At 70.6% G+C, this 13,918-nt stretch carries 10 protein-coding genes and 1 pseudogene; 10 read left to right on the top strand and 1 reads right to left on the bottom strand.

Annotated features, from left to right (window positions below; translation table 11 throughout):
* Positions 1–130 precede the first annotated feature (130 nt).
* The 8 genes and pseudogenes from AB5J55_RS22740 to AB5J55_RS22705 all read left to right on the top strand — a co-directional run.
* A complete protein-coding gene (locus tag AB5J55_RS22740) occupies positions 131–1,618 on the top strand; it encodes an FG-GAP and VCBS repeat-containing protein (protein WP_369272431.1) in 1,488 nt (495 codons plus the stop codon).
* Between the two features lie 121 nt (positions 1,619–1,739).
* Positions 1,740–3,152 carry an FG-GAP repeat protein gene (locus tag AB5J55_RS22735; RefSeq protein WP_369272430.1) on the top strand — a complete coding sequence of 471 codons (1,413 nt, stop codon included), beginning with the start codon at positions 1,740–1,742 and terminating at the stop codon, positions 3,150–3,152.
* A gap of 35 nt (positions 3,153–3,187) precedes the next feature.
* Positions 3,188–4,618 (top strand): hypothetical protein, encoded by a 1,431-nt coding sequence (locus AB5J55_RS22730; protein WP_369272429.1) that lies wholly within the window; start codon positions 3,188–3,190, stop codon positions 4,616–4,618.
* 20 nt (positions 4,619–4,638) lie between these two features.
* The gene (locus tag AB5J55_RS22725) at positions 4,639–6,072 is read left to right on the top strand and encodes an FG-GAP and VCBS repeat-containing protein (protein ID WP_369272428.1); all 1,434 of its coding nucleotides are present in this window, start codon (positions 4,639–4,641) and stop codon (positions 6,070–6,072) included.
* A 90-nt stretch (positions 6,073–6,162) separates the two neighbouring features.
* Complete coding sequence (locus AB5J55_RS22720) at positions 6,163–7,608, top strand: FG-GAP-like repeat-containing protein (RefSeq protein ID WP_369272427.1); 1,446 nt, start codon at positions 6,163–6,165, stop codon at positions 7,606–7,608.
* A 141-nt stretch (positions 7,609–7,749) separates the two neighbouring features.
* Complete coding sequence (locus AB5J55_RS22715) at positions 7,750–8,733, top strand: Yip1 family protein (RefSeq protein ID WP_369276264.1); 984 nt, start codon at positions 7,750–7,752, stop codon at positions 8,731–8,733.
* A gap of 278 nt (positions 8,734–9,011) precedes the next feature.
* Positions 9,012–9,335: an Imm10 family immunity protein gene (locus AB5J55_RS22710; protein ID WP_369276263.1), complete on the top strand. Its 324-nt coding sequence runs from the start codon at positions 9,012–9,014 to the stop codon at positions 9,333–9,335.
* 34 nt (positions 9,336–9,369) lie between these two features.
* Positions 9,370–9,495 (top strand): annotated as a pseudogene (locus tag AB5J55_RS22705) (IS5/IS1182 family transposase); the annotation flags it as partial.
* Positions 9,496–9,513: 18 nt separating this feature from the next.
* On the opposite strand, the gene AB5J55_RS22700 reads toward AB5J55_RS22705, so the two are convergent.
* The gene (locus AB5J55_RS22700; protein ID WP_369272426.1) at positions 9,514–9,939 is read right to left on the bottom strand and encodes a MerR family transcriptional regulator; all 426 of its coding nucleotides are present in this window, start codon (positions 9,937–9,939) and stop codon (positions 9,514–9,516) included.
* Positions 9,940–10,045: 106 nt separating this feature from the next.
* On the opposite strand from AB5J55_RS22700, the gene AB5J55_RS22695 reads away from it, so the two are divergent.
* The gene (locus AB5J55_RS22695) at positions 10,046–10,891 is read left to right on the top strand and encodes an SDR family NAD(P)-dependent oxidoreductase (RefSeq protein ID WP_369272425.1); all 846 of its coding nucleotides are present in this window, start codon (positions 10,046–10,048) and stop codon (positions 10,889–10,891) included.
* Between the two features lie 849 nt (positions 10,892–11,740).
* Positions 11,741–13,771 (top strand): cell wall-binding repeat-containing protein, encoded by a 2,031-nt coding sequence (locus AB5J55_RS22690; protein ID WP_369272424.1) that lies wholly within the window; start codon positions 11,741–11,743, stop codon positions 13,769–13,771.
* Positions 13,772–13,918 lie beyond the last annotated feature (147 nt).

Here is a 13,918-nt window from a genome sequence, read left to right as displayed (position 1 = left end):
CCCCACCGTGAGTCTCCTGATCGCCGACCACCCCGTGAACCCGAGGCCAACTCCCGGAGAACACGAGCGGTCGCACCCCATTGACTGCGGATGCCCGCCAGGCATCCCCGCATGCAGCAGGAGAACCCGCATGCACAAGCACCACCTGAGACTCGCCCTCGCAACGGCCACCGCTGCCTCGCTGACGGGCGGCCTGCTCACGCTCGCGACGGCCACGTCGGCGACCGCCGCCGACTCCACGCACGTATCCGCCGCCGACTTCAACGGTGACGGCCGAGGCGACGTCGTGGCCTCCGCGCACGGCTCCTACGTCAGCGGCCGCGCGGGCGCCGGGCAGGTCGTCGTGCTCTACGGCACCAGCACCGGCGTATCGTCCGCGAAGCGCACGACGATCAGCCAGAACACCGCCGGCTCCCCCGGCACCGCCGAGCAGGGCGACGGCTTCGGCGCCGAGTCCGCGTACGCCGACTTCAACGGCGACGGATACGACGACCTCGCCGTCTCCTCCCCGTGGGAGAAGGTCGGCACCGACACCAACGGCGGCGGCGTCGCCGTCCTGTGGGGCTCGGCGAGCGGCCTCACCGGCAAGGGCGTCACCGTCGCGGACCCGGCCCCCTCCTCGCACGACTTCTGGGGCAAGGACCTTGCCGCGGGCGACTTCGACGGCGACGGCAAGGCCGACCTGGCCGTAGGCAACTCGTCCAGCACCATCCACGTCTTCAAGGGCGGCTTCAACGCCACCGGCACCCCCGGCGGGCGCTACACCATCAAGCCGCCCATCCACACCGGCACCAACGACTTCCCCTACGGCCCGCTGAGCCTCACCGCCGGAGACGTCAACGGCGACAAGCGCACGGACCTGATCGTCGACGGGTACGAGACCCAGAGCGACTACGGGTGGAACCAGAACTACTTCGTGCCCGGCACCGCGAGCGGCCTGAGCGTCGCCTCCGCCGAGGTCCTCAAGCCCGGCATCATCACCGCCATCGGCGACATCAACGGCGACGGCTACGGCGACATCGTCAGCGGCGCCGGCTGGGACAGCACCACCACCGACGGCACCCCCATCCCGGACGCCGCGAACGGCGGCAAGGTCAACATCACCTACGGCGCCGCCTCCGGGCCCGCCGCCACCTCGGGCATCACCCAGAACTCCGGCAACATCCCCGGCAGTTCGGAGAAGGGCGACGGCTTCGGCTGGGACCTGGACCTCGGTGACGTCAACGGCGACGGATACCAGGACCTGGTCGTCGCCTCCCCCAACGAGGACATCGCCGGCGTCGCCAACACCGGCCAGGTCGCGGTCCTGTACGGCTCCGCGAGCGGCATCGACACCGTCTCCGGTGTCCAGGGCCTCGCCCAGAGCACCGCGGGCGTCCCCGGCAACGACGAGAAGAACGACCTGTTCGGCGCGGACGTCAAGCTCGACGACGTCACCGGCGACGGCAGGGCGGACCTCGTCCTCGGCTCGTACGAGAACGAGGGCAACGGCGGCCTGACCTACCTGCCCTCCAACGGCACGAAGATCACCACGTCCGGCTCGCGCACCGTCGCCCCGAGCAGCTCGGGCCTCTCGACGACCGGAACCCCGCAGTTCGGCGCGGTCTTCGCGGACTGAGTACGGCAGGCCGTGCCGTTGTCCGGCCTGCATCTCCGTACGGCGGCACCCGGCCGTCGTACCCCCTGAACGGCCGGGCCCGCCCCCCCGCGGGCCCGGCCCTCTTCCCAGGAGCACCCACTTGCGCAAGCGCCCCCTTCTCCTCGCCGCCACCCTCACCACGGGCCTGCTCACCGCGCTGCCCGCCGCCACCGCCTCCGCCGCCCCCTCGGGCCCGGCCGGCGACTTCAACGGCGACGGCTACCGCGACGTGGCCGTCAGCGCCGTGTGCACCGATGTCGGCTCCGCGTCCTGCGCCGGTGCCGTCGTCGTGCTGTACGGCTCGTCGTCGGGCGTCTCCGCGACGAGGAAGGCGGTCATCACCCAGAACTCCGCCGGCGTGCCCGGCACCGCCGAGTCGGGCGACCTGTTCGGGTCCTCCCTCGCCTCCGGCGACCTGGACCGCGACGGCTACTCCGATCTCGTCGTCGGCTCCTCGGGCGAGAGCATCGGCGACCGGGACGGCGTCGGCTCCGGCACCGTGCTGTGGGGCTCCAAGTCCGGTCTGTCCGGCGGCAAGGGGCTGCCCCAGCCGTCCACGATCGCCGAGTGGGGCGGCTTCTCGCGTGGCATCGCCACCGGGGACTTCGACGGCGACGGCGACACGGACGTGACGCTCACCGGCCAGAACCACACCCGCCTCTACCTGGGCCCGTTCACCCGCACCGGTGGTCCGCTGAGCCACTACGGCGTCGGCGAGCTCGGCACCACGTTCGAGGTGATCGCCGGCGACATGAGCGGCGACGGCGCGGCCGAGCGCGTCTACCCGTTCAGTGTGGACGGCGACTCCGGCGGCGAGATCCTCTACTACCGCCACACCGCCACCGGGTACAAGCTCTCCGAGCTGGTGAACGCCGACGGCTTCGCGGGCTCCGTCGCCGACATCAACGGCGACGGCTACGGCGACCTCGTCCTGGGCGACTCCTCGGACCCCAACACCGACAAGCCCGGCGGTCACAAGGGCGGCCAGATCACCGTCTGGTACGGCGGCCCGAACGGCCCCGACCCCGCGCAGACGCCGACCGTCGTCCACCAGGACTCCACCGGCGTGCCCGGCTCGGGCGAGGCCGACGACGCGTTCGGCTCGGCCATGAGCGCCGGCGACATCAACGGCGACGGGTTCGCGGACGTCGTGGTCGGCGCCTGGGGCGAGGACCTCGGCTCGGCGAAGGAAGCGGGCTCGGTGACCGTCCTGTTCGGCTCGGCCTCCGGTCTGACCACCAAGGGCGCGAAGTCCTACACCCAGAACACGGGCGGCGTCCCCGGCGACGCCGAGGCCTGGGACCGCTTCGGCTCCGCCGTCGACCTGACCGATGTGACCAAGGACGGCAAGGCCGACCTCACGATCGGCGTGGACGGCGAGAACGGCACCGGCGGCGTCTGGACCCTGCGCGGCACGTCCACCGGCCTGACCACCTCGGGCGCCAAGGGCCTGACCGTCGCCGGTATCTCCCTCAAGGCCGGCAACCACCTCGGCGCGGTGATCGCCCAGTGACCGGCCGTCAACTCCCTTGTGCGGCAACCCGCTCCATGCGCAACCGCATCGCCGCCGCCCTCCTCGCGGCGGCCCTGACCCCGCTCGCGCTCACCCTCTCCGCCCCGGCCGCCCACGCCGCCCCGGCCGCCGAGCCGTACGACTTCAACGGGGACGGCCTCGCCGACCTCGCGATCGGCGCCCCGGGCGCCACGGTGGGCGGCAAGGCCAAGGCGGGCGCCGTCTCCGTGGTCTACGGCAGCTCAAGTGGGCTGAAGACCTCGACGCACACCCTGATCACCCAGAACACCGCCGGCGTGCCCGGCGCCGCGGAGACCGACGACGCCTTCGGGTCCGCAGTCGCCTCCGCCGACCTCAACACCGACGGGTACGCGGACCTGCTGATCGGCACGCCCGGCGAGGACGTGAACGGCGACACCAACGACGGCACGGTCGTCGTCATCTGGGGCGCCAAGTCGGGTCTGTCGGGGGCGCGTACGGTGCCCAACTCCAACGACAGGGACGTGGACCGCTACGGGCAGTCGGTGGCGGTGGGAGACGTCGACGACGACGGCGACCTGGACATCCTGGTCGGCGCGAACGGTCTGTTCACCCTCGCCTTCGTCAACGGCCCCTTCACCCGGACCAGTTCCTTCCAGGGCGGTTCCGGCTCCGGCTTCCCCCACCCGTACTCGTCCTCGTACGGCATCACGTCCCTGTCCGTCGGACCTGTCACCGCCTCCTGGCACACCAACGTGGTCGTCCACGGCCGCAGGACGGGCACCGACGACGCGATCACCCACCTGGTGACCGACCCGTCCATCGGCAACTTCACCGACTGGATGCAGGAGCTGCCGTCCGGCTACGTCTCCGCGATCGGCGACGTCGACAAGGACGGGTACGCGGACATCGCCATCGGCAACGAGCGCGAGACCTCCGCCGACCCGGCCGGCGCCAAGGGCGGCAAGGTCACGGTGGTCTACGGCGGATCGGGCGGCACGGACACCTCCCGCGCCCCGCTGGTCCTCACCCAGGACACCGCCGGCGTGCCCGGCGCCTCCGAGTCCGGCGACCGCTTCGGCAGCCATGTCTCCCTCGGCGACATCAACGGCGACGGCTACGCCGACCTGGCCGTCGGCGCGTCCGGCGAGAACTCCGGCGCGGGCTCGGTGACCGTCCTGTACGGCTCGGCCTCCGGCCTCAGGACGACCGGCGCACAGTCCCTCACGCAGAACACCGCGGGCGTACCCGGCACGTCCGAGTCGAACGACCGCTTCGGGGCCCGCGTCCTGCTCACCGACCACTCCGGCGACCGCCGCGCCGAACTCACCGTCGCCGCGACCGGCGAGAACGGTGACGGCGCCGTCTGGTCCCTGCGCGGCGCGACGACCGGAGTGACGACCGGCGGGGCGACGAGCTTCGGCCCGGGCACGACGGGCGTCTCCACCGCCGGCAGCCCCGGCTACGGCACGGCCCTCAACTCCTGATCCCTGAAATGGACTTCACCATGCGCAAGCGCACTCTTCTGCTCGCGGCGACGCTCGCCACGGGCCTGCTGACCGCCCTGCCGGCGACGAGCGCCTCCGCCGCCCCCTCGGGCCCGGCCGGCGACTTCAACGGCGACGGCTACCGCGACGTCGCGATCGCCGCGCCCATCGGCAAGGTCGCCGGGAAGACCGGCGCGGGCTACGTCGCCGTGGTCTACGGCACCGCGAGCGGCCTGGACACCGGCAAGCGGCAGATCATCAGCCAGGACACCGCCGGCATCCCGGGCGTCCCGGAGTCGGGCGACTACTTCGGCGACCGCCTCACCACCGGCGACCTGGACGGCGACGGCTACACGGACATCGTCGTCGGCGTGCACGGCGAGCGCATCGGCTCGACCGACGACTCCGGCGTGCTCACGGTGCTGTGGGGCGGCGCGAGCGGGATCAAGTCCGGCACCGACATCGCCTCGCCGCTGCCCGAGAACCGCAACGAGCTGGGCTGGTCCGTCGCCACCGGCGACTTCGACGGCGACGGCGACACCGACCTGGCCGCCTCGAACATCGCCTTCCCCGAACTGAACGTCTTCAAGGGCCCGTTCACCCGTACCGGACAGGCCACGGAGCTCGTCGGCATCGACACGTTCGAGCAGACCGGCATCAACGCCGACAAGCTCGTCGCGGGCGACGTCACGGGCGACGGCAGGACGGACCTGCTGGTCATGGGCCAGGAGGAGTTCACCGGCGGCTACCGCACCCGCAGCGTCCTCTACAAGGGCACGGCCGCCGCCCTGACCGCCGGCAGCAAGGTCGCGGGCGGCTACGACGCGGTGATCGCCGATGTCGACAAGGACGGCTACGGCGACATCGTCACCGGCAACTTCATGGAGAAGTCGGCCACCGAGCCGAACGGCGGCCCCGGCGGCGCGCTCACCGTCACGTACGGCGCGTCCACCGGTATCAGCTCCCGCACCCCGGTCCGTATCACCCAGGACACCGCGGGAGTGCCCGGCGCGGCCGAAAAGGGCGACGGCTTCGGCTGGAGCCTCTCGGCGGGCGACACCAACGGCGACGGATACGTCGACATCGCGGTCGGCATCGAGAACGAGGCCGTCGGCTCGGTGTACCAGGCGGGCTCGGTCGCGGTCCTGCGCGGTTCGGCGTCCGGTCTGACGGGCAGCGGCGCCAAGGTCTTCAGCCAGGACTCCGCGAGCGTCCCCGGCACGGCCGAGCGGCTGGACCACTTCGGCGGCGCGGTCCACCTCACGGACATCGACGGCAACGGCCGCGCGGAGCTCGTCGCGAGCGCCGCGCACGAGAACACCGGCGACGGCTCCGTCTGGCTCTTCAAGTCCGGCACGTCCGGCATCACCGCCACCGGCTCCAAGTCCTTCGGCGCCTCGACGGTGGGCGGCCCGACGGGCGACGCGTACTTCGGAGACGTACTGGCGGGCTGACCGCCCGTTGACGGGCCGGCCCGCGCGTCCGCGTCCCCGCGCGGGCCGGCCCTCACTTCGGCCACCCACCCCACCGCAGGAGGACCCCACATGCTCCGGCACCACCGCAGCCGACTCCCTGCCCTGGCCCTGGCCACGGCCACCGTCACCGCCGCGCTGACGGCCGCCCCGCTGCTCACCGCCGCCCCGGCAGCGGCAGCCCCCGCCAAGTACGCCGACGACTTCAACGGCGACGGCTACCGCGACCTCGCCACGGCCGCGCCGTACACCCCGGTCGGCGGCAAGACCGGCGCGGGCGCCGTCGTCGTGAACTACGGCTCCGCGAACGGCATCAGCGCCTCCCGCCGCGCGATCATCACCCAGAACACGGCCGGCATCCCCGGTACCGCCGAGAAGGACGACGAGTTCGGCCAGGCCCTCGCCTCCGGCGACCTGAACCGGGACGGGTACGCCGACCTCGTGATCGGCAGCACGGGCGAGAACGCCGAGTCCGGTGCCGTCGTGATCGTCTGGGGCGCCAAGAGCGGCCTCTCAGGCGGTCAGGTCGTCCCCGACCCCGCCCCCGCGGACCACAACGAGTACGGCATGTCCCTCGCCGTCGGCGACTTCAGCGGCGACGGCAGGGCCGACCTCGCCGTCGGCAGCACCGGCAGCGACATCTGGATCCACAAGGGCGGCTTCACCAAGACCACCGGCGCCGCGTCCCGCTACGAGCTCGCCACCGAGCTGTACAACACCGGCTACAGCATCCACGGCGCCCAGAGCCTGGCCGCCGGCGACCTGAACGGCGACGGCACCGCCGACCTGGTCGTCAGCGGCACCCAGAGGGAGACGTACGACGAGGGCACCTTCGTCTACCTCGGCGCCGCCTCCGGCCTCACCCGCCAGACGTTCCTGAGGAACGGCGCCTACGAGCTGGCGGCCGTCGGCGACCTCAACGGCGACGGCTACGCGGACGTGGTCACGGCGACGTACGGGGACGAGGGCCGCACGAGCCTCGGCGGCTCCGTCAGCGCCTACCTCGGCAGCGCGACCGGCGTCCGCACCCAGCCGCAGACCACGATCACCCAGGACACCCCCGGCGTCCCCGGCTCGGACGAGGAAGGCGACTGGTTCGGCAACGCCCTCTCCGTGGCCGACGTCACCGGCGACGGCAAGGCGGAGGTGGCCGTCGGCACGATCCACGAGACCATCGGCACCGCCAGGATCGCCGGCAGCGTGACCGTGCTGCGCGGCTCGGCCTCCGGCCTGACCGCGACCGGCGCCCAGGCCTTCACCCAGAACACCGCCGGCGTCCCCGGCACCGCCGAGACCGCAGACCGCTTCGGCGCGTCCGTACGCCTCTCCGACCTCACCGGCGACGGCAAGGCCGACCTGTCCGTCGCCGCCGACGGCGAGAACCACCCCGCGGGCTCCCTCCACACCCTGCGCGGCGCGGCCTCGGGCGTGACCACCGGCAAGGCGATCAGCTTCGGCCCGGGTTCGCTGGGCCTGCCGTCCGGCTACCTGAGGCTGGGACAGGTGATGCTGCGCTAGGGGCGCAGGGCACGTGGAGACGCGGAGACATGACGTAGGGACGCAGAGATGGAGGGACGTCACGTACGGCATGTCCCTGAGCCGAGGCTCGGCGCCCCCTAGGGGATGTCACAGCTCGGCAGCAAAGCCGGGCCCTGACCGCTGGGCCCGGCACGCGATTCTCCGGGACCAGGTACGTTCGAAGACGTGGCTGGATTCAGGATCGGACGCGGAAGCCGGAACAACGGCAGCCCGCAAGCGCGCCCCCAACAACCTCCGTACGGGCAGCAGGCGCCCCAGGGACAGTCGTACGGCTATCCCCCGCCGCCGCAGCAGCCGCACGGCGGCCCGGGCGGCAGCGCAGGCGGCTGGCCGCAGGCGAACGGCGGTGGCGGCTACGGCGGTTACGGTGCCGGTGGCCAGGGCGGCCACGGTGAGCCGGAGTACTTCGGCGACGGCGGCTACCCGCACGGCCCGGGCGGCGGCGCCCCGGACCCGTACGCGGCGAACAACCCGGGCCACACCCAGGCGTTCTCGGTCGACGACGACCCCTACAACCAGGGCGGCACCTACCGGGCGGGCGCGGCCCCGGCCGGCCCGGTCGGCCCCCGTCTGCACTGGAAGCAGCTGCTGCGCGGCATCGTGCTGTCCCCCTCGCAGACGTTCCTGCAGATGCGGGACTACTCGATGTGGGGCACCGCCCTCGTCGTGAGCTTCCTCTACGGCCTGCTGGCCGTCTTCGGCTTCGACGGCGCGAGGGCGGACGCGATCAACGCGACCCTCTCGAACGCGGTCCCGATCGTCCTGACGACCGCCGTCGCGATGGTCCTGTCGGCCTTCGTCCTGGGCGTGGTCACCCACACCCTGGCCCGCCAGCTCGGCGGCGACGGCGCCTGGCAGCCCACGGTCGGCCTCTCCATGCTGATCATGTCCCTCACGGACGCGCCCCGTCTGGTCTTCGCCATGTTCGCCGGCGGCGACGCCACCTTCGTCCAGGCCCTCGGCTGGGCCACCTGGATCGCAGCCGGCGCGCTCCTCACCCTGATGGTCTCCAAGTCCCACGACCTCCCCTGGCCGAAGGCCCTCGGCGCGAGCGCGATCCAGCTGATCGCGTTGCTGTCGATCGTGAAGCTGGGCACGTTCTAGGACGCACGGCCGACTGAGCACGTACGAGGAAGGGCCCCCGGCACGGATGCCGGGGGCCCCTTCTCATCTCTCCTCGCGCCTCTCAGGCGTCGAGCACCTGCCCGGCCCGCCGGACTACGGGGGGTTCGACGCTCCAGGGGTCGATGACTGAATGAGGGTCGTCACCAACAGTGAGGTGCGCAGGTCAGCCCCAGCGCAGTCGGTCCGCTGATAGAACACGCTACAGGTTCGTTGCCCGCGCCGCGGGGGTGCGCATAGACCGCGACCATGACCGCTTGATGATGGCGGGGGTCGCGGAGGGCGAAGACGGCAGCGGCTTCAGCTTGCTGTTCTCATGCCGCACCGATGAGCCCGACGAGCAGGACGTCTCCCTGGGATCCGACACCCACTGCCTGGTCACGCCCGACCAGGAAACAGCATATGGATGCGTACGGGCGGCCGAGCTGACCGGGAACGTCCTGCGCATCTCCCTGAACACTGCGGCGCTGCCTGCCCTGAAACTGAACGACCCGGAGATCAGCTCAGCGGCTGAACTCGCCGCAAATGCCCACAGCTTCCAAGCCGAGGGCTCGTGCGTGGTTGTCACCGGCCAGCCATTGTGAGTTGGTCTGGTCGCGGCATCCCGAAAGCGTAGCTAACGAAGTCGAGCGGACCATCAACGCGCTCAAGGGCTTGCGGGCGGTGGCGACGAGGTACGACAAGAGAGCATTCGTCTTTCACCGCACGGTTACGGTCGCCGCGATCCGGCCGCGGCTCCGATGATGGTTCACCGGGCAGTCCTTAGGGCCGCCCGACCAGGGCCACGACTTCGCCGGCCGCTGTCGGAGGGACACTGGTGCTCTCCGCGCGGACTTTCAGATACGCCTCGACGGCCCGCTCGTTGCGCTGGAGTACGTCAATGCGGCGCTTGATGGCAGCGAGATGACGACGCAGCCCGTCCAGCTCCGTCACGTCGATGTCCGGGCAGGTCCGGGCCTTCCCCTCCTCCTTCTGGGCATCGAGACAGGGCAGGACCTCGCGGATCATGTCCGTCGTCAAGCCCGCTTCCAGCAGTTCGCGGATCTGCAGGACCCGGTCGACGGCGGGCTCGCCGTAGCTGCGGTATCCGTTGGGTGCCCGCCACGGGGTCAGGATGCCGACCTCTTCGTAGTAACGAAGCAGCCGCGGCGCCACTCCGGTCTTCATAGCCAGCTCGCCGATCTTCATAGCGTTCTCCCCTCGCCGGGTGGTCGCGAGGCCGCCGCTCCGTCGTCCCGAGCTACCTGTCCGCCGGAGGTCAACCTTTACATCAGTGTAAAGGTTCAGATCGGGCTTGACGTTCACACTAGTGTCAATCTTTAGCTTCGGTTGCGTAGACGAAAGGCAGCTCAGCAGCGCAAAAGGAGTTATCACCATGTCCACCTTGTCCAACGCTCTGACAGGACGCACGGTGCTCGTGACCGGAGGCTCCCGGGGTATCGGCGCGGAGATCGCCCGTGAATGCGCACGCGAGGGTGCGCATGTTGTGATCACCTACCAGAAGTCGCGCGAGCGGGCCGAGGCCGTTGTCACCGAACTGACCGGCCTTGGGGCGAAGGCGCTCGCCGTGCAGGCGGATCAGGCTGTTCCGCACGAGGCGTCGACCGCTGTGGAGAAGGCCGCCGAATTCTTCGGGGGTCAGATCGACGTACTGGTGAACTCGGCCGGCATCGCCGTCATGGGCACCGTGGACCAGGTGGACCTCGAACTCCAGGAAGGGGTTCAGCGGATGATGGCCACCAACGTGATGGGAACCATCGTCACCACACACTCCGCGTCGCGCTTTCTGACCGACGGCGGGCGCGTGATCCTGGTGGGAAGCACCGTCGCCCACCGTGTCCCCGTCCCCGGTGTCGCCGAATACGCGGCGAGCAAGGCGGCGATCGATCAGCTCGGCCGGGGGTGGGCGCGCGACTTCGGCTCACGGGGCATCACCGTCAACGTCGTGCAGCCCGGGGCCACCGACACGGACATGAATCCCGCAGACGGACCGAATGCGGCCCCCCAGGCAGCCATGACGGCACTCGGACGCATGGGCACCCCCAGCGACGTCGCCAAGGCGGTCGTGTTCCTCGCCAGTGAGAAGGCCGCCTACATCACCGGCGCGCTGCTGACCGTGGACGGCGGATCCAGCATCTGAACCGGATTCGGCAGTCCGTGGCATGCGAGTCTCCGGTGCGTCGACGCCACTTGACGGCGCCGGAGCATCGCGGCCGGAACGACTGTCGCGGTCCCGCCCTACCGTTCTCCCCTGCCGGGTCTCACTCCGGCGCGAGGAATCCGCGGTGAATTCTCTGCGGTGCACCTGCGGGAGAAGAGGCTGTGACGGATTCTCTACTCGACGTGCGCCCTGGTTCAGAAAGGTAGAAGCCGGTGGTTGGCTGCGGCGCGTGCTGTCGGCTGAACGCGTGACACTGGCGACGCGACCCGTCGGACAGGCCCTAGCTCGGTCTTTCCGTCCCGGACGACGTAAGAAGCGCTGGCGCGGAGTGCAGATGGAGCGGCCAACGACGCCTTCGTCGCCACCGCCCAGCAGCCGTTCGAGCTGTTCCCGCTCCATGGCCTCACCCCCGTTCGGGATCCTGCTGTACAGCAACTCCAGCAATCGCCATCGCCCGGCACTGGCCTCTAAGACCCTCCCCACAGCCTGTATGACCTTCAATGACCGATCTCTACAGAGCTACGGATCAGAAGGTGCACCGGATCCGGCCCGCACCAAATCGTCTCGTTCCAGCGACCTTCACCGTCGTTCAAGTAGGTCTATCAGCAACGGGCATGATGCTGAAGGGGTCGCCGCGCAGCCCGGGGCCCTTCAGCATCGCCTCCCGCGACTTGTCCACGGGCGCGTCGGCACCGGGTGCCCCTGCCTCCACAGATGCCGTGACACGTCGCTAAAGTTTCGCCGCTGCCGTACGGACGACGAACACGATGCCGTCCGTTCGCCTCGGGGGAGGGGCAACGCAGCCATCCATTCACCTGTGGGGGCACATTGAACATCTCTGCGCGTCGCGGATTCGCGGCGCTCACGACCGTCGCCGCACTTGCGGCCGGTCTCGTCGCCGGGCTCCCGGGCCAGGCGACCGCCGACACCGCCGGCTGGCCGGCCACGGACGGCAGGCTGCTGTACAACGAACTCGGCTCGCTGCGCTACATCAACCCCGACGGGACCAAGAGCGTCCAGTTCTACGAGACCGCGAATCAGGCCGCCTGGTCCGCCGACGGCAGTCAGATCGCCTACGTGGGCTCCGCCGACGGCCGTCTCCGCACGAAGACGTACGCCCAGGAGTCGATATCGGGCGAGGACATCGTCATGCCGGCGGGCAGTGGCTGGCATCCGACCGATCCGACGTTCTGGTACGGCGGAGGCGACATCGTCTTCACCGCCGGAGGCCGACTGCGGGTGGCCGTGGCCAATAGCGCCCGCGCTCCTCAAGCCCTGTTCGGCACCGACGTCGACGGCTGCGACTCCAAGGCCAGCGGCGCCGTCAACGGCAAACTGGCCTTCGTGCGCACCGGCACGAGCTGCTCCACCACCGGCGCTCCGGCCGTCTGGGTCTACGACGGCCCCACCAAGGCGTTCACCAAGGTGGCCGCCAACGCGGACGAGCCGAGCATGTCCCCGGACGGGCAGTCGCTGGTCTTCACCCGCAGCGTCGCCGGACACAAGCAGCTCTTCACGGTCAAGGCCGACGGCACCGGGCTGACCCAGGTCACCACGGACCCCGTCGACCACAACCGTCCGGCCTGGTCGCCCAAGGGCGACCGGATCGCGTACGACACCTACTTCACTGGCAGCGCGGACACCGCCAGTGGTTCGCAGATATGGATCCGCGACCTCGCCGCGGGCACGGAGACACGTGTGCCCATGGCCGACGGCACGGACGTGGCCTGGCAGCCGCTCCGGAAGAACGCGATCTCCCGGATCTACGGCGCCGACACCTACGGCACCAACATCGCGTCGTCCAAGTGGACCTGGAACACCCTCGGCAAGAGCGTGCCCGGCCTGATGAACGCGAGCTCAGCCGTCCTGATCAGCAAGTCGGACTCCGCGTATGCCACCACCGCGACCTCGCTGGCTGGCAAGAAGCACGGACCGGTGCTGATGACCTCCCGCACGGGCCTGGACTCCTCCGTCCAGACCGAGCTGAAGCGCATGCTGCCCAAGGGCAAGACCGTCTACCTGGTCGGCGGAACCAGCATCCTCAACAGCTCGGTGGCGTCCAAAGTGACCTCGCTCGGGTACGTCGCCAAGCGGCTGTCCGACGTCTCGCGCTACTCCACCTCGGTGGCCGTGGCCAAGACGATCACCAGTGCGCCGAAGTACGTGTTCCTGGCGACCGGCACCGACTACCACAACGCCCTCGCGGCCAGCTCCGCCGCCGGCGCCATGGGCACCTCGGGCACCTCGGTCGTACTGCTGACCCAGGGCTCGACCATGACCGCGTCCGTGTACGGCTACCTGAACAAGTACAGCCCGAGCACGACGAAGATCATCACGGTGGGGGGCGACGCCGAGTCGGCGCTGGCCAAGGCGTACAACGCCGGCAAGCTGCCGCACTGGCCCGGCAAGTACAGCTACTACCGCTTCGGCGGCAGTCCGGCGCCGGTCGCCGCGAGGCTCGCCGAGTTCTGGTGGTCGTCGCCGTCGGACGCCGCGGTGGCCTCGGTGAACAGTTGGACCGGTGGCGTCTCCGCGTCGTCGGCGATGACCACGTTCGGCCCGCTGCTGTGGACCGACGTCACCTCGCTGACGTACGACACCAAGGGGTACATGATGCGCACGTCGGCGAGCCTGAACCACGTGGCCGTGTTCGGCGGCAACGGCTCCGTCGACGCGAAGGTGGTCCCGTTGATCGGCAGGGCCATCGGCGTGGACAGCACCTACGCGTACACCCCGTACTACAAGGGTGACATCCCGCAGAGCCCGGCCTCCCAGCCGTTGTCCGCGAGCACCGCGAGCACGGGCAAGCCCGTTCCGAGCCCGAATCTGGCCCCGCTCAAGGTGACAGTCTCGAAGTGACCCCCTGTACGGGCCGCCTTCCTCCCGGAGGGCGGCCCGGACCACCGGCGGATCGGCCGGGGACATCTCGCGAGCGCGGGCCGGTCGGGCCGGTGCGCGCGGAGCTGTGCGCCACCGCAACCCCTGTCAGCAAGAACAGGGCTGAGG

Origin of the sequence: Streptomyces sp. R11, assembly GCF_041051905.1 — a bacterium.
Classification (GTDB): Bacteria; Actinomycetota; Actinomycetes; order Streptomycetales; family Streptomycetaceae; genus Streptomyces.
The sequence above is the reverse complement of the archived record's forward strand: the minus strand, read 5'-3'. Positions and strand labels throughout refer to the sequence as shown.

What these genes read in the sequence shown, in the direction of transcription:
- AB5J55_RS22740 (WP_369272431.1), top strand. Translation starts at nt 131, where the DNA reads ATGCACAAGCACCACCTGAGACTCGCCCTCGCAACGGCCACCGCTGCC.
- AB5J55_RS22730 (WP_369272429.1), top strand. Translation starts at nt 3,188, where the DNA reads ATGCGCAACCGCATCGCCGCCGCCCTCCTCGCGGCGGCCCTGACCCCG.
- AB5J55_RS22725 (WP_369272428.1), top strand. Translation starts at nt 4,639, where the DNA reads ATGCGCAAGCGCACTCTTCTGCTCGCGGCGACGCTCGCCACGGGCCTG.
- AB5J55_RS22720 (WP_369272427.1), top strand. Translation starts at nt 6,163, where the DNA reads ATGCTCCGGCACCACCGCAGCCGACTCCCTGCCCTGGCCCTGGCCACG.
- AB5J55_RS22710 (WP_369276263.1), top strand. Translation starts at nt 9,012, where the DNA reads ATGATGGCGGGGGTCGCGGAGGGCGAAGACGGCAGCGGCTTCAGCTTG.
- AB5J55_RS22700 (WP_369272426.1), bottom strand. Translation starts at nt 9,939, where the DNA reads ATGAAGATCGGCGAGCTGGCTATGAAGACCGGAGTGGCGCCGCGGCTG.